Annotated in this window: 19 protein-coding genes and 1 pseudogene; 2 read left to right on the top strand and 18 right to left on the bottom strand. The window is 39.1% G+C overall.

The annotated features are described in order from the left end of the window. Positions 1–37 precede the first annotated feature (37 nt). Positions 38–652 (top strand): recombination protein RecO, encoded by a 615-nt coding sequence (gene recO, locus EAL49_RS06005; RefSeq protein WP_021435793.1) that lies wholly within the window; start codon positions 38–40, stop codon positions 650–652. A gap of 10 nt (positions 653–662) precedes the next feature. Continuing rightward, the gene (locus tag EAL49_RS06000; RefSeq protein WP_120829488.1) at positions 663–1,319 is read left to right on the top strand and encodes a CinA family protein; all 657 of its coding nucleotides are present in this window, start codon (positions 663–665) and stop codon (positions 1,317–1,319) included. Positions 1,320–1,321: 2 nt separating this feature from the next. Here the strand turns inward: EAL49_RS06000 and EAL49_RS05995 are convergent, their stop codons facing one another. From EAL49_RS05995 to glyS, 18 genes and pseudogenes are all read right to left on the bottom strand, one after another. Then, positions 1,322–1,888, bottom strand: a complete 567-nt coding sequence (locus EAL49_RS05995; protein ID WP_000476715.1) for a hypothetical protein — start codon at positions 1,886–1,888, stop codon at positions 1,322–1,324. Positions 1,889–1,952: 64 nt separating this feature from the next. Beyond that, on the bottom strand, positions 1,953–2,585 hold the full coding sequence (gene rdxA, locus EAL49_RS05990; protein ID WP_120829487.1) for an oxygen-insensitive NAD(P)H-dependent oxidoreductase RdxA: 633 nt from the start codon (positions 2,583–2,585) through the stop codon (positions 1,953–1,955). Continuing rightward, complete coding sequence (gene lgt / locus EAL49_RS05985; protein WP_120829486.1) at positions 2,582–3,436, bottom strand: prolipoprotein diacylglyceryl transferase; 855 nt, start codon at positions 3,434–3,436, stop codon at positions 2,582–2,584. The genes rdxA and lgt overlap by 4 nt, the downstream gene beginning before the upstream one ends. An 8-nt stretch (positions 3,437–3,444) precedes the next feature. Further along, positions 3,445–4,173: an RluA family pseudouridine synthase gene (locus EAL49_RS05980; RefSeq protein WP_120829485.1), complete on the bottom strand. Its 729-nt coding sequence runs from the start codon at positions 4,171–4,173 to the stop codon at positions 3,445–3,447. 17 nt (positions 4,174–4,190) lie between these two features. Then, on the bottom strand, positions 4,191–5,372 hold the full coding sequence (waaA, locus tag EAL49_RS05975; RefSeq protein WP_120829484.1) for a lipid IV(A) 3-deoxy-D-manno-octulosonic acid transferase: 1,182 nt from the start codon (positions 5,370–5,372) through the stop codon (positions 4,191–4,193). Further along, positions 5,373–6,131 carry a zinc ribbon domain-containing protein gene (locus EAL49_RS05970; RefSeq protein ID WP_120829483.1) on the bottom strand — a complete coding sequence of 253 codons (759 nt, stop codon included), beginning with the start codon at positions 6,129–6,131 and terminating at the stop codon, positions 5,373–5,375. It lies immediately after the preceding gene. 9 nt (positions 6,132–6,140) lie between these two features. Beyond that, a complete protein-coding gene (locus EAL49_RS05965; RefSeq protein ID WP_033764986.1) occupies positions 6,141–6,872 on the bottom strand; it encodes a GTP cyclohydrolase I in 732 nt (243 codons plus the stop codon). Between the two features lies 1 nt (position 6,873). Beyond that, entirely contained in the window at positions 6,874–7,770 is an 897-nt protein-coding gene (gene glyQ / locus EAL49_RS05960; protein ID WP_033746238.1) for a glycine--tRNA ligase subunit alpha, read from the bottom strand. Between the two features lie 13 nt (positions 7,771–7,783). Continuing rightward, complete coding sequence (locus EAL49_RS05955) at positions 7,784–8,722, bottom strand: NAD(P)H-dependent glycerol-3-phosphate dehydrogenase (RefSeq protein WP_000401696.1); 939 nt, start codon at positions 8,720–8,722, stop codon at positions 7,784–7,786. Positions 8,723–8,860: 138 nt separating this feature from the next. Continuing rightward, a complete protein-coding gene (locus EAL49_RS05950; RefSeq protein WP_120829482.1) occupies positions 8,861–10,765 on the bottom strand; it encodes a dynamin-like GTPase family protein in 1,905 nt (634 codons plus the stop codon). Next, the gene (locus tag EAL49_RS08315) at positions 10,765–13,098 is read right to left on the bottom strand and encodes a dynamin family protein (protein ID WP_162973123.1); all 2,334 of its coding nucleotides are present in this window, start codon (positions 13,096–13,098) and stop codon (positions 10,765–10,767) included. Before EAL49_RS08315 ends, EAL49_RS05950 begins: the two co-directional genes overlap by 1 nt. A gap of 2 nt (positions 13,099–13,100) precedes the next feature. Continuing rightward, positions 13,101–14,755: pseudogene (locus tag EAL49_RS05935) on the bottom strand (dynamin family protein). Between the two features lie 219 nt (positions 14,756–14,974). Further along, positions 14,975–15,262 (bottom strand): virulence factor, encoded by a 288-nt coding sequence (locus tag EAL49_RS05930; protein ID WP_120829480.1) that lies wholly within the window; start codon positions 15,260–15,262, stop codon positions 14,975–14,977. A gap of 63 nt (positions 15,263–15,325) precedes the next feature. Next, positions 15,326–15,607, bottom strand: coding sequence for a DUF3240 family protein (locus EAL49_RS05925; protein ID WP_000880314.1), 282 nt, complete (start codon positions 15,605–15,607; stop codon positions 15,326–15,328). 15 nt (positions 15,608–15,622) lie between these two features. Continuing rightward, positions 15,623–18,682, bottom strand: coding sequence for an efflux RND transporter permease subunit (locus EAL49_RS05920; protein WP_162973122.1), 3,060 nt, complete (start codon positions 18,680–18,682; stop codon positions 15,623–15,625). After that, positions 18,682–19,761, bottom strand: coding sequence for an efflux RND transporter periplasmic adaptor subunit (locus EAL49_RS05915; RefSeq protein WP_120829478.1), 1,080 nt, complete (start codon positions 19,759–19,761; stop codon positions 18,682–18,684). The genes EAL49_RS05920 and EAL49_RS05915 overlap by 1 nt, the downstream gene beginning before the upstream one ends. After that, entirely contained in the window at positions 19,758–21,056 is a 1,299-nt protein-coding gene (locus EAL49_RS05910) for a TolC family protein (protein WP_162973121.1), read from the bottom strand. The genes EAL49_RS05915 and EAL49_RS05910 overlap by 4 nt, the downstream gene beginning before the upstream one ends. Continuing rightward, a complete protein-coding gene (gene glyS, locus EAL49_RS05905; RefSeq protein ID WP_120829477.1) occupies positions 21,046–23,151 on the bottom strand; it encodes a glycine--tRNA ligase subunit beta in 2,106 nt (701 codons plus the stop codon). The genes EAL49_RS05910 and glyS overlap by 11 nt, the downstream gene beginning before the upstream one ends. Between the last annotated feature and the right edge of the window lie 81 nt (positions 23,152–23,232).

The raw sequence follows: 23,232 nt of genomic DNA, 5'->3' as shown, positions 1-23,232 counted from the left end.
TTTGCTTATAATAAACAAAATTAGTTTAAGAGTAGTGATGCAAGGGTTTCTTTTACAAACACAAAGCATAAGAGATGAAGATTTAATCGTGCGCGTTTTAACCAAAAACCAACTCAAAACCCTCTATCGTTTCTATGGCAAACGCCACAGCGTGCTGAATGTGGGGCGTAAAATTGATTTTGAAGAAGAAAACGATGATAAATTTTTACCCAAGTTAAGGAATATTTTGCATTTAGGCTATATTTGGGAAAGAGAAATGGAGCGCTTGTTTTTTTGGCAACGCTTTTGCGCTCTTTTGTTCAAACATTTAGAAGGCGTGCATTCTTTGGATAGCATCTATTTTGACACTTTAGATGATGGGGCTAGCAAACTCTCCAAACAGCACCCCTTAAGAGTGATCTTAGAAATGTATACAGTCCTTTTGAATTTTGAAGGGCGCTTGCAAAGTTACAATTCTTGTTTTTTATGCGATGCAAAATTAGAGCGTTCTGTCGCTTTGGCGCAAGGGTTTATTTTAGCGCACCCCTCTTGTTTGAAAGCTAAAAGCTTGGATTTAGAAAAAATCCAAGCTTTTTTTCGCACTCAAAGCACGATTGATTTAGAAACAGAAGAAGTGGAAGAATTATGGCGCACGCTGAATTTAGGGTTTTGAAAGGTTAAAGATGAAATTTAAATTTTTGAATATGGATAATGAGAGCGGTTTTATTTTGATTGAAAAGGAATTGAAGCGCTTGAAACTTTTTTCTCAAGTCAAAGAAGATGGCATTGAATTAAAAGGCGAGAATGTAGAACAAGCGAGAATTTATCTTCAAACGCTTTTTAACTCTAATATTGTGGAATTAGACGATAACAAAAAAAGCGCGAACGCTTTAATAGAGCGCTTGAAATCTTTAGATTTAAAAATCGCAGTGGCTGAAAGCTGCTCTGGGGGGTTGCTATCGCATGCATTCACTTCCATTAGCGGGGCTTCAGCGGTTTTTATGGGGGGCGTTGTGTGTTATAGTGAAGAGGTTAAGCGCGAATTGTTGAAAGTCAATGCCACGACTTTAAAAGTCTTTGGGGTTTATAGCGAAGAATGCGTGAAAGAAATGCTATTGGGCGTGTTTTTAAACTTTAAAGTGGATTTAGCGCTTGCGGTTAGTGGGGTGGCTGGCCCTAATGGGGGGAGTAAGGCTAATCCGGTAGGCACGATCTATATTGGCACGCAAAGATTAGGATCTCATGCCCTCATTGACCGTTGTTTTTTTAAAGGGGACAGAGAGAGTATCCAAAACAAAAGCGTAGAGCATGCCCTAAACATGCTCGCTAGAATGCTATAAAACTACCTTAACGCGCAAACGCTACCAAATTCTTTTTGAGCGACCTTAGCGATGTAAGCGATTTCATTATCGTTAAGGTTTTCAACGCTCGCTTTTAAATACCTTTTGATTTGCTCAATCTGACAACCCACTAGCTTGATTTTCACCACAGCCACCTCCGATTTTAAATTCGTATAGGTGTAGGCTACTTGGATCTTAGTCGCTAGGTAATTATAGATAGCGTAGCTGATATTCGTAGCCGTTTGCTCAGACTCATGGAATTGCTCCATGAAGCGTTTTTTATACTTCAACATGATTTCATGAAAAACCACGATCAGGCTCAATTTAGCGTTTAAAGTCGCTTGCTCAATCCCTAAATATTTGTTATTAACAGGGATATACGCCACGCCCATTTCTTCGTAGGGGACTTTAGGGTCTTCAAAAACCCAAGCGGGAGCATCAGATAGTTCTGATTTCATGCCCTTTAAATCAGAGACTAAAATCCCATCATCTCTTAAAAGACTCTTAGCACTTAATGAAACGCTTGAAAACACCCCTAAAAGAGCGATTAAAACCATTCTTTTAAACAAAATACCACTCCTTAAACTTTAATTTAGGTTTGATTATAGTTAAAAAGTTTTTGATTTCGTTTAATCACAACCAAGTAATTGCATCAACTTTTGATTTTCTTGATTTTTGGCTCGCTTCTGCCACCCTCTTGCCCAAAGCGATCAAGCATGCGATTTTAGGCTTATTGATACGCTCTTCTAAAACTTCGCCCACTTTTAAAGGATCAAAGCCTCCAATAATGCAACTATCCAATCCCATTAAGCTCACGCCCATGCAAATTTGCCCCACAGCGATATAGCATTGCTCTAAAATATAGCTTTCTAATCTTTGCATGCTGTGGTTGAATCTCACGCCAAGCATTTGAGCAAAAGAAGGAAGCACTCTCATTTTATAAGACTCCGGATAGAGATTTTGCATATAATGGCTATGCGGTAACAATTCAATAGGGTTTAAAGAACACACCACCATCAACGCTGAAGCGCTTTCAATCATGTCTTTATTGAAATAGCTATGCGCTGCAATTTGACTTTTTAAATCTTTGTCAGTAACCATCACAAAATGCCATGGCTGTGTGTTGTAAGAGCTTGGCGATAGTCTGGCGATCTCAGCGATTTCTTCTAATTCTTCGCTAGAAAATGCGTAATGGCTGTCAAACATTTTGCAAGAATGGCGTTCATTCAACAATTGTCTTCTTTTTTCTTGATCCAAAAATTTCATGGATTTTCCTTTATTTTTTTAGAATTTTTCGTAGCATACAATAAAATCCCTAACGAAACAATTACCATAAGCAGGCTTAAAATCTGCCCCATGCTCAAATTCAAAAAATAAACCCCCATTTGGCTGTCTGGCTCTCTGTAAAATTCCGCAATAAAACGCATCAAGGAATACCCCAAACCATAAACCACAATAAGCAACCCATGCGTTTTGGTGTGTTTTTTAGCCCACATCACCATTAAAAACACAACAACCCCCTCTAAAAACGCTTCAATCAATTGGCTAGGATAACGCAATTGATTATCCACCACAATGCCTATGATTTGCCCTAAATGGCTGTCTTTAGGGACAATCCTCCCAAAAAGCTCCTGATTTAAAAAATTCCCAATCCTCCCAAAAACATACCCTAAAGGCAGGCTAATTGCAATCAAATCCAAATAAATCAAAAGCTTTTTCAAATCCTTACGATTGTAAAGATACGAAGCGATCAAAAACCCCACCAACCCCCCATGATAGCTCATCCCACGAATGCCAATAAAATTCCCATGACTATCAAAAGGGTTAAAGATTTGCCAAAAATGCGTCAAATAATAACCAGAGTTAGGCTCATAAATAAGAATGTATCCTATCCTTGCCCCTAACACAATGCCAAGCTCCGCCCATAAAAAATAACTTTCAAAATCCTTTCTTGCAACTGGGAATCGTTTGGGATCTTGTTGGATCATTCTTAACGCCATGTAAAATGCAACAACAATCGCGCACGCATACGCCAAACCATACCAATGCACTTCAATACTTCCAAGACTAAAAGCGATGGGGTTAAAGCGCTCATAAATCGTATTCCAAGCGTTCATGCCAATCCTTAAAATTCAAATTCTTTAGGAGCGATCGCTTCAAATTCATACCCCAATAACGCAATTTTATGCGCATGGAGCATCAAGCGTTTGGCTGAACTTGGCTCGTTATTATAGAGCGTATCGCCTATAATGGGGTGGTTGATATGCTTTAAATGGACTCTAATCTGGTGGGTTCTTCCGGTTTTGATTTCCACTTTTAGAAGGGTTTTTTTATTGATGATTTTTAAAGGCGTGATGATTGTGATCGCTTCTTGCCCTTTTTTAGAGATCTTGCTAAACGCTTTAGTGGTTTTAATGGTAAGAATGGGAGCGTTGATTTCTTGCTCTTCTTCTACAATCCCTTGAGCTAGCGCTAAATATTCTTTTTTAACCGCCCTGTCTTTAAACGCTTTTTTAGCTTTCAAGTGGAATTCTGAATTTTCTTTCACCAATAAAATCACCCCGCTTGTTTCTTTATCCAAGCGGTGCAACAGCGTCCAACCTTTAAAAAAAGAAACTAAATCATAGCTCTCTATAAAAGGGGGTTTAAAAAGGGCTAGAACATTTTCATCTTCAAAAATCACGCTGGGCTTTTCAATTTTTTGGACATTAAAGCGCGTGTTTTGGGGCAATTCCTTTCTGGCAACCATCAATTTTTTCCCCCCTATACTCACTAACCCCAAATCAATCAAAGCTTTAGCTTTTTTGTGCGAAATATTTTCCTGAACGCTCAATAATTTATAAGCTTTTTCCATATTTATCCTTTTTAATATTATCCTTTAATGAATGCGAGCAATTCGTTTAAATCATGCCCGTTTTCTAAAAACCGCACCACGCCCAAATTTTCATAATCCAAAAGAGCGTCTAATAAATCCTCTTTTTGAACGATTTTATAGGGTTTAACCAATTCAAACAACGCTACTTGGTTGAAAAGGTATTCCCCTGTGATTAAGCGCGTGTTAAAAAATGCCGGCTCTAAAGGGTTATGCCCCCCCATTTTAACAAACGAACCCCCTAAGATCACCACATCAGCGATCGCATAAAAGTTATTCAATTCCCCCAAACTATCCACTAACAAAATGTCGCATTCCACAAAACCCTTTGAAGAAAAACATTCCAAACTAAAAGGCGTCGTTTTTAAAGCATCTTGCAATAAATTTTGCACGCTTTTAAAACGCTCAGGGTGGCGCGGCACAACGATTAGTCTTGCGTTTTTAAAAGCCTTTTTAAATTCCAAAAACGCTTTTAACCCAAGCTCTTCTTCACCCTCATGCGTGCTGGCTAAAATCACATTTAAAGTGCTAGGGTTTTTGGGGTAAAACGAAGTGATCACAGGCTTTGAAAAACGCTTGATATTCAAAAAATCCACCACTTTTTTAGCCCCTAAATTTAATAAGCGCTTTTTATCGTCCTTACTTTGCGCCAAAATCAAATCAATGCGTTTGAATAAAAGCGCATAAAAGAACGAAAAACGCTGGTATTTGGGGTAAGAGCGAACGCTGATGCGAGCGTTAATGAGCATGGTTTTTGCCCCTAATTTTTGAGCGCTATCAAACACATTGAACCACAATTCCGCTTCTGTAACCACTAAAGTTTTCAAGCGTTTTAAGTTTTTTTTCCATGCAAACAATAAGGTTTCAAAAGGCAGGTAACGCACTTCTATGTGTTTGGAATGCTGGTAAGTTTGAGCGGCTAATTGAAAACCGGTATTGGTGGTAACGCTGATTAAAATCGGCTCTTTTAAAGTGCGAATGATTGGCTCTAGCGATTTGACTTCCCCATAAGAGCATGCATGGAACCAAAAAACCGGCTCGCTTTTTAAAAGATTGTCTTTTAAAAAAAAACGAGCCTTTAAAGAATGGCGGTATTTTTCTTTAAAACTCCAAAAAAAGATGAAAGGCGCGCTAATAAGATGCCCCAAAGTCAAACATAAAAGGTAAAAAAACTTAAACAATCAAACTAATTCTTGGCTTTCTTTTTGGCTTTCTTTTGGAGCGCTGTTTTCATACGCGCCCTCAGCGTATAAAATACGCCCGCAATACGGGCAAGTGATAATATCCCCACTCGTTAGCGCTTCAGTATAAATCTTATCGTTCAAGCGGATAAAACAACCCCCACAAGCCTGTTTTTTGATCGTTACAATGCTCGTGTTTTTCGCCCATCTTCTAATCCTTTCATAAAAGCTATAGATTTTAGGCTCGGTTTTTTCCACTAATTCTTCTTTCTTTTTGAAGATGATCTGTTGGGTTTCTTTGATGTTTTTGACTTCGTTTTCCACTAAGTTTTCCAATTCCAACGCTAATTTTTCAAGCTCTAGCATTTCTTTTTTCAAAACTTCCTGTTTTTCGCTTTTGTGCTTGATTTCATTTTGCAGGTTTTCAATTTCTCTGTTGGCTTGATTGGATCGCTCTTTAGCAATATCTTCTTCAATGTTTAAAGATCGCAATTCCCTTTCAGATTTGATCTCGCTCATTTTCTTTTGGATACTGGCGATTTTAGCGTTGGTGTCTTGTAGGGTTTGCTCGTTTTTAGAAACCTGTAATTTTAGGGCTAATTTTTCTTCTTCCAAATTCAAAATCGCTTTATTTTTAGCTTCTTTATCATTCAAAGCCTTATCCAAGTCTTTCCGTTTTTCTCTGATCAACGGCTCTAAGGAGTCAATTTCTTTATCCAAATGCGAAATTTCAATCAATTGTTTGAGGTGGGTGTTCATCACTTTCCTTTAAATGATTTGCAAGGGGTTTTTAAAATTCTCTATTGTAACCAAATAATCAAAAGAATGCAAAATTTCAGCCACAATCAGCGCAAAACCCCTTTCGCTATAATAATGCGTGGCGTCAATCAAACTTATCCCTAAAGATTGAGCGATCATAGCGTCATGGTATTTCACATCGCCTGTAATCAAGCAGCTTTGTGCTTTTAAAGAAGAAAACATGGACGCCCCCGATCCGCACACAAACGCTAAATCTTTAATCATTTGAGAACTTTTGACACACGCTAATTGTCCCACCCCTAAAGACGATTTGATTTTTTCTAACAGCGCATCAAATTCTATATTAGCGTTTTCTTTCACTAACATAAGGCCTTTTTCTATCAAGCCATCAAACCCTAAAAGCGTGCGCGCGAAATGCTTGTTTAAATGCGTTTTGTCAAAATTCGTGTGCATGCTGATGACTGAAATGTTTTTTTGGATTAAGATTTTTAAAATATTCCCCGGATACACCTCATAATTTAGCGTTTTTAAAGGCTTGAAAATTAAAGGGTGGTGCGTGATGATTAGGGCGTTTTGTGGTGCGTTTAGAGCGATGTTAAGCGTGATTTCTAAGCATGCGATAATCTCGCTAAACTCGCTATTTCCACTCCCCACATTCAACCCGCTATTATCCCACGATTCTTGGAGTTCAAAAGGCGAAAGGCGGTTCAAAACTTCCAACACTTCCTTAACTAACGCCATTTTAAGCCTTTGTTAAAGCGTTTTTTAAGCGCTCTTCTCTTTCTTCTTCTTGCTCTTTGTAAAGAACGGCGCACCCTTTGGCTAAATCCCTAATCTGTAAAATATAATTTTGCCTTTCAGCCACCGAAATCGCTTTTCTAGCGTCTAAAATATTGAAAAAATGCGAGCATAGCATCACGAAATCATAAGCCGGCAAGGGGAGCTTGTTTTCCAAGCAATGCAAGGCTTCGGCTTGAGCGTTTTTAAACATTTCTAATAGCCTTTTCACGCTCGCTATTTCAAAATGATACTTGCTGAACTCGTATTCGCTTTCCAAATGCACTTGCATATAACGCACGCTTTCATTATCCTTTTTAGCCCATTCAATCTCTAGGATATTTTCCACTTTTTGGACATACATCGCTAATCTTTCTAAGCCGTAAGTGATTTCTACCGGAATAGGGCTGCAAGGAATGCCCCCCACTTGCTGGAAATAAGTGAATTGCGTAACCTCCATGCCATCAAGCCACACTTCCCAGCCAAGCCCCCATGCCCCTAAAGTGGGACTCTCCCAATTGTCTTCTACAAATCGTATATCATGCTCATTAAGGTTTATCCCTAACACTTCCAAGCTTTTTAAATAGAGTTCTTGGATATTAGAAGGGCTTGGCTTGATGACTACTTGGAATTGGTAATAACTCCCCAAGCGGTTAGGGTTTTCCCCATAGCGCCCATCAGTAGGCCTTCTAGAGGGCGCGACATACGCCACATTCCACGGCTTTTTATCCAAACTCCTTAAAAGCGTGGCCGGATGGAATGTCCCGGCTCCTGCAGGAATATCATAAGGCTGGATCACCAAACAGCCTTGATCTTTCCAATACTCTTGTAATTTTAATAATAAACTTGAAAAATCTTGCATGCTCTCTTTCCTTTTAAGCGCGTCTGATCAAATCGTTCATGCTCTCTAGCACACTCTTACCCTTTAAAAGCAAGGCTAGTTCGCTCGCAATAGGCGTGTAAATGCCGTATTTTCTAGCGATTTCCACAATGGCGTTGGTCGTTTTCACCCCTTCAGCCACTTCGCCCAATTCTTCTAAAACCACCTCTAAAGGCTTGTTTTGGGCTAGTCCCAAACCCACACGATAATTCCTGGATAAAATAGAATTAGCGGTTAAAAACAAATCCCCAGCCCCAGAAAGCCCTAAAAAAGTCTCTGTCTTGCCCCCAAAGAACGCCCCAAAGCGCTGCATTTCCACTAAACCTCTAGACAATAAACTCGCTTTAGCGCTATTGCCTAATTTCAAGCCATCACAAACCCCCCCCGCAATGGCTATCACATTTTTATACGCCCCAGCGATTTCACCCCCTATGATGTCTTGTTGGGCGTAGGCTCTGATAAAAGAGGGGGTTTTATTGGCAAATTCTAGCGCTAAAGCCTGATTATTGGAATGAATGACTAGCGCGCAAGGCAAGCCTTGAATGATTTCAGCCGCAAAACTCGGGCCGGCTAAAAAACACAAAGCGTTAGGATCGATAAAATCCTTTGCGATCTCGCTCACAAACGCCTTGTTTAAAACCTCTATCCCTTTAGAGGCGATTAAAACCTTAGCGTTTTTGGGTAAAGAAGCGTTTTGAAACCATTCCCTTAAGTGCTGCACGCTAATAGCGATCACATAGAGCGCTGCTTTTAAGCCTCTTTGTAAATCCACTTGCTCTATGGGGGCAGAACCTTTAGAGATTAAAGCGTCATTGAGCTTTTTTAGCGGCTCGTTTAAATCCCGCCTTGAAATGATTTTGACTTCATTCTTTTCTCCAAAAGCAAAGGCTAAAGCCCTCCCCCACGCCCCGCCACCAAATACTGCAATTTCCATTAAATTCCTAATCTCATTGATTGTAAAACTCACCATTTTACAATAATAAGTTTAAAATAGCCCTTACATTCAAAACGCTGTCTTTGATTAAAAATAGGGTAGTTTAAATCAGAAATCTCTTTCACGCTTTAATCTAAATCACCGCCGTTTTGTTCTCCTCCACTCCCGCAAATCGTTTTGGAGCTCCTCATCGTTTAAAAACTCTTGATAGTCGTTGTTCTCTTCTTCTTTAAATTCTCTAAGCCTTTGTAGGTTTTTTAAAGAATAATCTAGTTGGAGTAACTCATTGTATTTATCTAAACCATCTCTAATTTCTTGGATCTCTTCTTCACTCAATTCTTCTTCACTCAATTCAACCCAATCCAAATAAAACAAACAGAGATCCCTAAAATACAGCGCCATTTTTTTGATTTCTTCAAACTCTCGGCGGTTTGTTTCTTCCGGTGTGTTTTTTAAACCCCTCCATTCTCGCAAATCGTTTTGGAGCTCCTCATCGTTTAAGCGATCTTGATAAACTTTCTCACTTGTTTCTTTGTATCCTTTAAGCCTTGACAAATTTGCTAAAGAATAGTCTAGTTGGAGCATTTCATTACGATAATCTATCAAATCTCTATATTCTTGGATTTTTTCTTGGCTCAAATCATACCAATCCAAGCAAAACATGTAATAATCCCTAAAATACAGTGCCATTTTTTTGATTTCTTCAAATTCCCTGTAGTTTGCTTCATCGTCCTCTTCGTCGTCGTTTTGTTCTTTGTATTTTTCAAAAGTAAAAGCGCTCACACGATCAAAAACCTTATCAATGCTTTCCTTAAACAAGCTGATCACTTGGTTGAGTTGCGCTAAACTCTCTTCTTTAGATCGCTCTTGCTCAGAAAATTCTTTGTTGAGCGAATAAATTTTATTAAAGGTAGCATCGTTGAAGTCATCAAAGCCTTTTTGCATCAAATCCAATCTAACAGAACGCAATTCGCTTTGGTAGCGTTTGAATCGGTTAGCGTCTTGCTTAATAGCCTTTTCATACATCCGATGCACCTCGTATAAAGATTCTAAAATTTCGTTTTGTTTCTCGCTCCTTTGATTTAACTTCATTAAAAATTCCTCAAGCGAGTTAAAAACTTTGCTTTTTTCGCTGAACTCTTTAATTTCTAGATACCTTGTAGCGCTGTAAGCGCAAATCCCCAAAAACTCAATACCATGATCTTTTAAAGTTTCTCTAATTTGTTTAGCGACTTCTTCTAATTGGCTTTTGGTGCGCCTATCAGCCCTACTCAATACGATAAAAACCTGCTTGCCTTCTTCGTATAATTCTTGCAAATAGTCTAAATCATCGCTTTCAATGCCCCCACTCTCGCAACTAATAAGCCATAAAATGTGTTTAGCATGCTTTAGGGATTCTTTAGAGGCTTCTTTGTCCCCACCCGTATAGCCTTGATTGCCGGGGTTATAGCCAGGCGTGTCTATGAAGCATAAAAATTCAAAAGGCGCGCTAGGAGCGCTTAAAAGCATGAAAGGCATGATTTCTTTCAAATTAAAGCCAAGGGATTCTAAAAACTGATGGTTAAACTTAAGATGTGGCAATTCCACCATGCCCCCATTTTGAGAAAACCCCATTAAAACTTCTTTTTTACCCTTTAAGCAATAAGTGGGGATAGCTGTGGTGGGATCTATGTGTTCAGGGAGTTTTAATTTCAAACCCAACAAGTTGTTTAAAAAAGTGGATTTGCCCGCGCTAAACCCTCCCCCCACCGCAACGATGGTTTTTTGGAACAAACTAGGGTAGCTCGCTACCAATTGCAATTCTTTTTGGATTTCTTGGAGCGTCAGTAACGCTATTTCCTTTTCTTTGAGCGAATCCACGCCGCTAGCGAACTTTAAAAACTCGTTATCCAAGATTCTCTGGTATTGAATCAGTCCTTCATTTTCCATTTTAGCGTTTAAAATACGAGCGATCAAATTGTAGTGCTCCTCTAAGCCCACCGCCTCTGTATTGTGGTGGTTTTCAGCCGCACTAAATTTGTCATTAAAAAAATTAACGCTCATTAAATCCCCTTTAAAGCCTTGATTTGTGCGTCTAATTGAGCGATGGATTGTTCTTTATTTTGGACTTGATTGTGCAAGTTTTGCATGTTTTCTTTAAGTTTTTTAAGCGTATCGCTGGCGAAGTTTTGCCCTTCTAAAGCCTCTCTTAAACCTCCGATGTAGCCTTTCACATCTTTTTTAGTCTCAGCTTCAAAATCCCTCACATAATTCCCCACGCTTTGTATGAAAACATTAGCTTCATCGCCTTTTAAAAAGCCCGTTTTCCCCCTTATCTCGCCAGGAAGCTTATCAGTGTAATCAAACTCTTTAAATTCAATGCGATCCAAGACAGCCATCACGCTTTTTTGGAAAGCCATCTCATCAATCAAATCATCAGAGATGATTTCGCGCAATTGTTTAAAGACTTTAGCGTAGAGTTCTTTTTTGAAAACGACTTTAAAAGAATCAGCGCTGTCATTCAAAGCGCTTTCGCAATTATCATGCATCTCTGTTAAATAATCAAGCACCGCTCCGGCTTTAATGGTTGCTCTTGTGCGTTCTACTTCATCATAACCCCAATCTTTTTCACCAAAAACGCCACCAAAAAATCTTGCGCAACCTCCCAAACCGCTTTGCTTCACTCTTTCAATATAATGCTCTTCTTCCTCTTCTTCTCTAGAGCGCGTTTTAGCCGTTTGGATAGCTTTCTTCAATGTTTCTTCTAAGCCAACTCTGATATTGTTGATGAAATGCAAGATAAATTCTTCATACGCTTCCTTAAACCCTATTTCAATGTTACCAGAGAGCTTTTCATAAACCTCTATTTGCTTTTTAATCGCGCCCATATCAGCGTTTTTAACCCTCTTTTTTTCATCTTCTAGGTCTTGTAATAACTGCGTGATCAAATTATGGAGATTGTTCGCTTGGCTTTGTGCATAATCTTGCAATCTTTGAGAAACGATCTCTTCTTTCCTTTGGGCGGCTTTTTTTAAACGCTCTTCAATCGCGCCCATATTGCTTAAAAACAATAAGCTTTCTTTAGACTTATCATCGCTACTAAAAGCGTCAGGGTAAAAATCTTTTAAATTCCGTAAGGCATTGTGATACTCTTCTGTTTTTTGGTTTCTTGCCCAAGAAGCTTGGTTTTTGAAATCCTTATACATGCTAAAGCAAACCCCTGAAGCCAAAATGACGCCATTTTTGATCGCTTTTTCAAAAACCTCTCGTTGGTTGGGGTAGTTTTGAATCAACTTTTCCATGATATTATTTAATTGAGATGAAAGGGATTTTTGCGCGTTTTCAAAGGCTGTAGGGAGATGTTGGCGAGATTTTTCTACCTCACTCATAGAAAGAACGGCGCTGTCGGCTTGGCTTGCCACAAAATAAATTTCTTGAAGGCCTTCTTTATTAGAAACCCTGTCAAACAAATCCATATCGCTATCCGTTAAAAACTGACCAGAAGGGCTTATGATAAACACCACATCGCAATCTTTCAATAAGGCTTTGGTGCGCTCTTCCCTGGAAGCGATCGGATCGTTCACTCCTGGGGTGTCAATCACTTCCAAATCTTTAAGATTGGGGTTATTCAAAGAAATTTGCACCGCTTTAGTGCAGGGCATATACTTCCCGTCCGCACCCACGAATTGGAGCAATTTTTGATTCAGATCTTGTAAGCTATTGGCTTGAATGCGCGGATCTAATTTTTCCGTGTTGAGCAAACCGCTTTTTTTCATTCTTTCATATTGATCGTATGATGAAACGAGCTTCGTATCCTCATTTAATGTATTTTTAGCGATCCTTCTAGCCTTTTCCAATATTTCTTCATCGCTTAAAACCCTCTCTTTGGGCGCTTCTTTATCGCTTTTATTTCTGCTAAACTTGTTGCCAAGATTCTTAAATCCCTCTTTAGCCCTATTTGCCAAACTCTGTTTTTCTTTTTGTTTTTTGACTTCTTCTTCAACAATTTTGTTAAACTCCCTTACATACCGTTCATGTTCGTTTTCAAGCTCTGCAATATCCTTTGGGCTATAAAACTCCACTTCAGCGCTCAGGGTTTTGGCGTATTTTAAAATGGTGAGGCTAGCGGTCATGGGCGTTGCCGCTTTGGGTAAAACCTCTACACCCTCAAAAATCAAAGCGTTTAGAAGCGAGCTTTTACCCGCTTTCACGCGCCCGATGATACCGACTTTAAGATCCCTATCTTCAGCCTGCATTTCTTTTAGCGTTTTCTCTAACTCTTCGGTTTTAATCACAGAGTTATCGCTCATAAAAGGCTTCGCTCTTTCTTGCAAGCCTTGTTCTTGTAGCGTTTTTTCAATTAAAGCGCTTTTTTTAATGAGTTCTTGAGCGTTCATTTTTAATCCTTTAAATATTGTTGTTCTAGATCGCTTAAAGCGTTGATCTTGTTTTCTAAGATTTGTTTTTGATCTTCTAAATCGTTAAGGTGTTTTTCTTTTTCTGTTTGAGCGAGCGCGATTTCTTGTTTTTTATGCGTGATTTCCAGTTCGCACCGATCTTTTAAACCTTTGAGGGAACTTTCCAAGCATTCATTAAACAAACAAACAAACCCGGTAAAACTTTTTTAAGCTTGTATTGAACCTCTGGTATCACTTCAACTTCAATCAGTTTTTCTAATTTCGCCCGATCTTTTTCCGCGTTTCTAAAGAATGAAGCGATGATATTAGGCAACAATGTCAATAATTCTTTTAAAAGAGGTTTTAACCCTTGCAAGATCAGCGCGAAAGGTCTTGTAACCGGATTCTTGGCTAAAATCACGCTTAAGGCGTTGATCCCTAATTCAAGGCTATGCTCTAAATTCACAGAAAAACCGCTAGAAAGCTGCGTGTTGTTCAGGCTTTCAAATTCCGCGCAAAAATCTTTTGAAAAAGAAAGGTTGATCTTTTCAATCTCTAATTTAGCGTTTTTGATCAAGCTTTGTTGCATGATGCTTTCTATTTCGCTATTGAACTCGTTAGGCTTGTTGATTAAAGAGGCTAAATAGGATTTTTGCTCCCTGACCTCTTCTACCACTTTTTTAACCACCGATCCCACAGCCACGCTAGAATATTCTTCCTCTAAATTAGCCCTTAATTTTTCATAGGTTTTTTCAATGTCTTTAACGCTCAAATCCAACGCTTGTATTTCTTCTAAAGCCTTTTCTTTAGAATAATCAAAGCTTTTAATCACGCTTTTTAGGCTGTTTTGTAACTGGGAATTTAAAAACTTCAATCGTTTCAAATACAAAGCGCTAAAAAGCTTTTCAGCATCTATTTTATCCGTCACCTCTAAAAGAGCGTTATTGTCTTTATTAGAATAAATAAGATGCGTTGTCAAATCAAGGTGATCTTGGATTTGATCTTGAATATAATGAGAAATCTCTTCTGCTTGCGAGGGCGTTCTTAAATTCGTTTTACTCAAAATAAAGCTAAGGCCTTTGTCAAACTCTAAAAGGTTTTTTAATTCCCTAACCATGCGTTTAGTAAGGTTGCCCTCTTCTACGCTTGTGAGGATGACAAAATGCACGCCCCTTTCTAAATATTCCAAAATGGCATGGGTGTGGCTTGAAATGGGGCTATCAAACCCAGGCATATCCACAAACACTAAAGGCGCACTATCTTTTAGGGCTTCATTATTCAAATAAACCTTAAGGTAGGAATACTTCGTGGCATTGTCTTTAATGATCTCAAAACTTTGCTCATTCAGTTCAAAACTCTCTGTTTTTTCATCATTGTTTGAAAAAGCCTCTATGCGTTCGTTAGCGCTATGGTGCAACTCAGTGGCTAAAGAAGTCTCTGGCGTGATACCGGTAGGCAAAACGCTGCTGCCTAAAAAGCGGTTTAATAGCGTGCTTTTGCCTGCACTAAAATTCCCCACAACGGGTATCACAAGCTGTTGTTTTTGAATGCTTTCTAAAAGAGTAGAGCATTCTGTTTTATCAATCTCTACTTCTTTTAAAACTTCTAAAACCTGTTCTAAAAACTTCACAAAATTTGTCTGTGCGCGTAAAATCATCATCAATCCTTTTTATAATTAAAAATTAAAATCCAAACAAGATGCAAAAATCCCCAAAAGATCCCTAAAAAAGGGTTTATATGGGTATGGGTTTATATGGGGGTAAAAAGATAAAGCAGCTGACTAGAGAGAGAGAGAGAGAGAGAGAAGGCGAATTTTTAAGAATAACAATCATTACAAATTCCTATCACTATTTAATGGTTAGTATTATACTCAATTTCACAAAACAATTTTGATAGCTGGCATTAAATCGTTGTTTTCTTCTATTTTTAGCATCCTCACATCTTTAACACAGATCGCAAAGCTTGGTATTTGCTTGGCTAAAATTTGCACCGTAGCGACGCAAGTAACGGCATTGATGGTCTCATCGCCAAAATACACGCTACCTTGTTGCCATTTGAAGCCATGTTGTTCCATGAATTTACGAATATCTGAATAAACTTTTGAGAGATTCATTCCGTTTTCATTCAGGCAATTGGTGTCAAGATCAAAGGTTACGGCATACATCTTCACTCCTTTATTAGTTTGTGTTGTAGCATATTTTACTAAAAATCCGTTTGATTAGCGCTTTTACAACCCATGCGTTTGCGAATAAAACAATTTCATTTCTTTAGAAGCGAACTGGTTTTTTAAAGCTTGGGCCAAAGATAAAGCGATCTCATCGCTTAAAAAAAGCTTGAATTTAGCGTAGTCTTTACGCCCGCTCACCTGCTCTTTTTGGCTTAAAAGCAACGAAGAAGCGGCGTATTTATAGCATTCCACATAAAAAAAATCATCAAAGCCTTTTTCAAATAAATAATCTATTAAAGCGTCTTTCAAACAAATATCAATATAAATTTCTAAAGCTAGCATTTTAACCCCTTTAACTCAAACGATTTTAATCTTTTTAGCGATGAGCATGAACATAGGCGGTAGTAGGAGTAAGGTTAAAGCGCTTGAGGTAACCAAGCCTCCAAGCACCACGATCGCTAAAGGTTTTTGGACTTCGGATCCCACGCTATGAGAAAATAATAAGGGTATCAAGCCCAAACCGGCAATGCAAGCGGTCATTAAAACCGGCCTCAAGCGCCTTTTAGCGCCCAATAAAACGCATTCTTCTACGCTTTTTCCCTGTAAGAGAAGCTCTTTAAAATAGCCTATCATCACCACGCCGTTTAAAACCGCAATCCCAAAAAGAGCGATAAAGCCCACGCTCGCTGGCACTGAAATATACTCCCCTACCGCAAACAACGCAATAAGACCCCCGGTAACCGCAAAAGGGATATTCAAAAGAATGAGCAAGGCTAAAGGAATGCTTTTAAAAGTAAAGAAAAGGATGAAAAAAATCGCTAAGATGCTTAAAGGGATAACGGTAGAAAGCCTTTTGTTGGCCCGTTGCTGGTTTTCAAACTGCCCCCCATAAGTGATATAGTAGCTAGGAGGGAGCTTGATGTTTTGAGCGATCACTTTTTTAGCCTCTTCTACAAAAGAATTCAAATCGCGCCCCACCACATTACTGCGAACCACGCTCATGCGCATTGAATTTTCACGCACGATAGAAACAGGGCCATCCACTTCTTCAATCTTAGCGATAGAAGTGATAGGCACTAAAACGCCATATTTTGAAGTCAGAGCTAAACTTTTGATTTTAGTGATAGAGCTTGCAAAATCGCTCTCTTGGCGGATCATCACTGGCGTGCGTGAAATCCCTGTAGGGATCACATCCACGATCAAACCCTCTAAAGCGGATTTTAAAAACTTGGAAAATTCATCGCTAGTGATCCCCACATCCGCCATCGCTTCTTTATTGGGGGTTACATACAAATAATTCACGCCCTCATTGAGCGTGGTTAAAACTTCACTAGATCCCTTAATCCCTTTTAGAGCTTGCGCGATTTGAAAACTCAACTCGTTTAAGGCGCCAATATCATCTCCAAAAATCTTAACCGCTAAATCCCCCCTAACCCCTGTCAGCATTTCAGAAATCCTCATTTCAATGGGTTGGGTGAAAGAAAAGTTAATCCCCTTAAAGTCTTTTAAAGAATCCATGATTTTTTCTAATAATTCATCTTTGGTTTTAACGCTCCATTCTTTTTTAGGAATGAAAGAAATAAAAGTATCGGTTTGATTCAAGCCCCCTAAATCCAGCCCCAATTCATCGCTCCCTGTGCGCGCGACAATGCTTTTGACTTCCTTGACATGCTTTTTAATCGCGCTCTCAATGTTTAACATGAGATCTTTAGATTGATCTAAAGAAATAGAAGGGGTGGTTTCCACGCTCAAAACCACATCGCCCTCATCTAAAGCGGGCATGAAATTCTTCCCCACAAAAGGGAATAAAGAAAGGCTTGCGATCAAAAACACAAACGCTCCTAAAATCACTTTTTTAGGGTTATGCACAAAAAATTCCAATAAAGGGGCGTAGATTCTGTTTAAAAACCTCGTTAAAAAGGTTTCGCTATGGGGCGTGGCTTTTAAGACAAGAGAGCTGACTACAGGAATGATAGTAATAGATAGAACTAAAGTGCCTAAAAGCGCATACACAATGCTTTGCGCTAAAGGCCTAAACATCTTGCCCTCTAACCCCTGTAAGGTTAGAATCGGCACAAAAAACACCATAATAATCACCACCCCGCTCACCACTGAAACGGCGATTTCTTTGCAAGAGCGATAGATCGCATGGAGTTTAGTGGTTTTGGTGTTAGCGCTCAATTTTTCAAAAGCGTTTTCCACCACCACTACGGCTGAGTCAATGAGCATGCCTATAGCGATAACCAACCCCCCTAAACTCATTAGGTTTAAAGTCAAATCGCTCATCTTGATAAAAATAAACGCCACGGACAAGCTTAAGGGTAAAATCACCCCCACAGCCACGCTCGCCCTCAAATTCCCTAAAAATAAAAAGAGCGTGATGATGATTAAAACAACGGCTTCAATGAGCGTTTTAGAAACGGTGGCAATGGCTTTTTGCGTGAATTCTGAGCGATCGTAAAAAACATTAATAAACACGCCATTGGGTAAAAAGGGTTTTAATTCTTCTAGTTTTTGATACACTTGAGTGATGATTTCTTTGGTGTTAGCGTCTTTTAAAGAAAGCACCAAGCCCTCTGTGGTCTCGCCCACGCCATCTTTAGTGACAAACCCTAATCGGGTGCGAGACTGGCTGATGACTTTCGCAAAATCCTTAATGTGCAAATGCCCTAAATTAGTGGAAACGGTGATTTTGCCAATGTCTTCTAAACTCAAAGAAGCGGTTTGGATTTTGACTAAAAAGGTTTCACCATCTCTATCCACGCGCCCCGCTCCGCTGTTTCTTAAATTCACTCTTACGGCCGCTTCTAAATCAGAAATACTCACCCCAAGCCTCGCCATGTCATTAAAATCCGGCACGATCACAAACGCCCTGCTAAAGCCTCCAATGGAATTGACATCCGCCACGCCACTAATCATTCTTAATTGCGGGCGGATCACAAAGTCTAAAAGCTGTCGTTTTTCTATCTCGGTGATATTGCCATCAATGGTGAACATAAAAATGTCTGATAGCGGCGTAACAATGGGCGCCATGCCCCCTTCAACCCCCACGGGTAAATCTTTCATCACGCTGCTCAAGCGCTCATTAACAATGTTTCTCGCTAAATAAATATCCACGCTGTCATCAAAATCTATCGTAATATCTGAAATAGAATATTTGGAAATACTTCTTAAAGATTTTTGCCCTTTTAGCCCTAAAAGCTCCAATTCTAAAGGGCGCACGATGTTGTTTTCCATTTCTTCAGGGCTAGAGCCAGGGAGTTTCAAAATGATTTTAACTTGAGTGGGCGAAATATCCGGGAAAGCATCTACTGGAGTGTTGATAAAACTATAAGTCCCAAAAAACAAAACAAGAATCGCGCAAACAATCACGATTATTCGCTGGCGTAAGGAAAATTCAATAATGGAAGCGAGCATTATTCTTCCCCTAAATTGTTGATCATGCCTTTTAACCCTATCAATGACCCCACTGCCACGCTGTCATTAGGGTGTAAATTTTGAGCGTTCACGATAAAAATCTTGCTGCGCTCTTCTAAAACTTGAACCACCACAGGCCTAAAACCTTTAGGCGTCCTCACAAACACCAGGTAATCTTTCCCGTTTCTGATCAAAGCGTTTGAAGGGATTAAAACGGAGTCTTTGGGTTGAGAGCCTTGAATATACATTTCTACCATTTCCCCCACATGGTAATTGCCCTCATCTAATAAAGCGGTGGCTAAAATCGTGTTAGAGCCTTTGTCTAACACCACCGAAACGCTTTGGATCTTCCCGATTTTTTCCCCCTCTTCATTATAGACTGGCGAATCTCTTTTAATGGTTTTAGAAACGCCTACAGGCAATTTGATTTGAGCGATCAAATCATCGCTTTTTGAAATACGCACATAGCTAGTGAAAGCTAAAATCTTCTCGCCCACATTTTTAGGCGCTAGCGCCAAAAGACCGCCGTCTCTAGCCACAATCCTAAAACCATACTGCCCTTTAGGGTTTTTAGGATCCACGCCAAAGCTTTTAAACGCGCTCTCTAATTGTTCCACCTTCAAGCCCATTTCTTCACTGGTTAGAAAACTCGTTTGATACTCCCTTTTAGGGATCACCCCGGCCCTATAAAGCTCTAAATCTTTTTTAGTAATATCTTTAGCGATTTTTAATTTATTTTGGTTGTTTTGCAATTCAAAATACAAATTGCTCAAATCAATAGAGCTCACTTCACAGATCGCATCTCCAGCCTTCACCTGCTCGCCCTCTCTTTTATAAACAGCGACCACAGACGCATCAAAACTCAAGCTCTGCACCACAGAGCTTTTACTATCAAAATCAATATAAGCGTTAAAAGGAAGCCCTTTACTAAAGATTTCTTTATCTAATTTAATCACCTTTAACCCCATGGGTTGCAAGTTTTTTTCTTCTAAAATAATTTCTGGATACTCTTTAGCTTCCAAAGAAACACCCATTGAAAAAACGCCCATTAACATAAGCCACCATAACGCCCGCTTCAATGCAATTCTCCTAATCTGGTCAAACTCTCCCCTAAAGTCTCTTCTAAAAGCGCGCTAATATCAATGTATTCAATCTTGGCTTCCGCTAGAGTGATGAGGGCGTCCATGTAAGAATTTTGATAAATCAAGTATTCAAAAAGCCCGATTTTTTGGGCTTCATAAGCGATGCGCCCCATTTCCATCAAACGCTTCTTATTGGCAATGGCTTCTTTTTGGGTTTCAATGTATGCTTCTTTGGTTTTGAGCTGGTTTAAGTAGGAGTTAGCGTTGATTCTAATGTTTCGTTTCATCACCTCATTTTGCGCGAGCGTCCCGCTTTGCAAATCTAAGAATTTACGCTTTTGATAGATGTTTTTAGGCGTTACCGGTAAAGGGATATGCACTTCTATAGAAAGGTTAGTGGAAGAGTTATAGCTTTCAGAGCCAATCCCAAACTCAAATGCATTAAACACATCTCTATTAGCCAATTTCGCATTCACTTGATAATCTTTAGCCGTCAAATCCAAAATATCCACATACAACGAGCGATCCAATTTAAATTTTAAGGCTTCAGGTTCTAAGCGCACGTATTCAAAATCCAAACCGATCACCTTGACATCATGCAAATGGTCTAAATAAGTGTCAAAATGCGCCCCCTCTTTGACCGGCTCCACAATCGCGAGCATCGTGTCTAGCATTTTTTCTAAATCTATGAGTTTGGTTTCCACATTGGTTTTAGCGAGTTTGGATTCCAAATAAGAGTTATTGAAGTTGATATAATCTTTTTCGCTCATGCTGCCGGCTTTGACTTTTTCTTTGGCGATTTTGAGCTGCGAATAAAAGTTCGCTTCCCGTTGCGCATACACCTGATACTTTTCTTTAGTCATCACATAAGTCAAATACAAGCGTTTAGCACCAATAAAAGCGAGATTTTTATTCAATTGATAGCTTTTATCGTATTGAATGGTTTTAATAGAAAGGCTTTTGGATAAAAGCGAACTCACCCATGGGAGCTTGGGCCTTACCATTAAAAGGGTTCTGGGCTGCGCTTCTACAATGCCTTGGAAGTTTTTCACCATAGAAGTTTCATTATAAATATAGGGGAAATCCCAAGCGTTCACGGAGCGTTGCTCATTCAAACGGCTTTTAAAATCGGCTTTTTTGCCGATCAACTCCATAGAGTTGGTTTCCACTTCTTTAAAAAACTCTTGTAGGGTAAAGATTTTCGCGCTAAGCATGCCCGCACTAAACATGCTCATTAAAAAAGTTACCCCCAAAAAACGCTGGATTTTGCGTTTGATAGCATTAAATCGCAATTTCTTTAATATCCCCAATTTCTAAGAAACTTTGATACACGCCCCATAAGAAATTTTTACGATTTTTTTGGATTTCTATATCTTTATCCATGACTAGCACGCTTTTAAAATACTCTTCTAAAGGCGCATGCAAACCAAAATAAGCCTCTATTTTGCTATCCAAACTCTCAAAAGTGCTTGTTTTGATCGCATTGAACGCTTCAAAAAGGGCATGCTCTTGCGATTCTTTGAAAAGACTCGTAGAAAACCCACTTGACTCGTTAGGGTTTCTGTCTTTATTGATATTGGCTAGGCGTTTGAAAGCGCTAAAAAGCAACTCTTTTTTGGGGGCGTTTTTAGGGTCGTCTAAAAAGCGTTTTAGGGCTTTGACTTTTTGAATGATTGCAACTATATCTCGCTCGTTAGTGTTTAACACGCTCCTTATGATAGAGGGGTTACAATCTATCAAGTTATTGAAGCGCTCCAGTAAAAACTTCTCTAAAATTTCTAAGTCAAAGCTTTGATAAACGCCCACTTTTTCAAAGAGGTTTTTTAAATCCACTTTTAAATCAAATTCTAACCCGTAATGCGCGATGATCTTCAATAGCCCAAAACTCAAGCGCCTTAAAGCAAAAGGATCTTTAGAACCGCTAGGGATCTTTCCTGCACTAAAAAGAGAAAACAAGCTGTCTAATTTCAAGCTCAAAGCAACGATTGCGCTAAAAACGCTAGAGGGCAAGGGGGCGTTTTCGCTTGCGGGCAAATACTGCTCTTTCAAACTCAAGGCGACCCATTCGTTTTCATTTTGTTTCAAAGCGTAGTAATAGCCCATGATCCCTTGAAGCTCGGTAAATTCATACACCACTTCACTGAGTAAATCCGCTTTAGCGATTTTAATAGCCCGGTTCATCAATTCAAGGGCTTTTTCTAAAGGCATATTTAATGATGAAGCGTATTTTTGCGTCAAATATTGAGCGATGATCGATTCTCGCTCCATTTTATCCCTTAAAGTCCCTAAACCTTGCACAAAAACCACGCTCTCTAAAGGGGCGTTGTCTAAGGGCTTTTTGAGATCGTTTTCATAAAAGAAAACCGCATCGCTCAAGCGGGCTTTTAAAACCTTTTGGTTGCCTAAAATGATTTTTTGCTTGTCTTTATTGGTAGCGTTACTCACCACGATAAAGCCGTTGTGTAATGTTGGGCTTTCTTCTTGGCTTTTTTGACTAAAGGTTGCAAAATAGCACTGGTTTTCTTTCATGGAAGTAATGATGATTTCACTGGGTAATTTTAAAAACGCCTTGTCAAACTCCCCTAAAAGCGCACTAGGGTATTCAGTGATCGCTACAACCTCATCTAATAAATCCCTATCTATTTCTACGCTAATGTGATGCTTTACTTCTAGCTCTTTAATTTCTTGCAAGATTTTCGCTTCGCGCTTTTTAGGGTCTAAAATGACATGGTTTTTTTCTAAAACTTCAAAATACGCTTTAGGGCTATCCACTTGGATAAAATCAAAACCCTCTTGTCGGTGCGCTTTGGTGGCTTGCTTGGTTTTAAAACCATACTCTTTGACTTCAATACCGTTAAAATTTTCCCCATTAAACAACACGCAAATATTATGAATGGGCCTGATAAAGCTTTTTTCCACATTGCCCCAACGCATAGACTTCCCAAAATTCAAACCCTCTAAAAACTCTAATACAATGGGCATGATTAGATCTTTTGTAGGCTGTTTGGCGTGGATTTTAGCGTGATAAAGCACTTCTTTATTGTTTTTAAACGCTGTTTGGAAATGCTTGGAATCCTTTAACCCTAATTTTTGATAAAACCCTAAACCTAGCGCGTTCAACCCTTGCGTTTTATCTTGATGATTGCATGCGATTTTAACGGGAGGCCCAAAAAATTCCTCTTTGGTTTCTTGGGTTAAAAGAGGAAAGTCTTTAATAAACAAACACAAGCGCCTAGGGGTGTAAAAAATCTCTATATTTCCCACTTCTAAAGCGCGTTTTTGAAAAAGAGCGTGGAGTTTTTTAGGCATTTCTTTATATTCATTCAATAACGCTTGTGCGGGCAATTCTTCAACTAAAATCTCTACTAACAATTCATCTGAATGCAAAATCTCAATTCTCCCTAAAAAACAAAATCACTTTTAAGACTAAATCATGTTAGAATTATACTTGAATTTATTTTTAGTTTA

The organism is Helicobacter pylori, from assembly GCF_003637665.1.
Lineage (GTDB): Bacteria > Campylobacterota > Campylobacteria > Campylobacterales > Helicobacteraceae > Helicobacter > Helicobacter pylori_CK.
The sequence above is the reverse complement of the archived record's forward strand: the minus strand, read 5'-3'. Positions and strand labels throughout refer to the sequence as shown.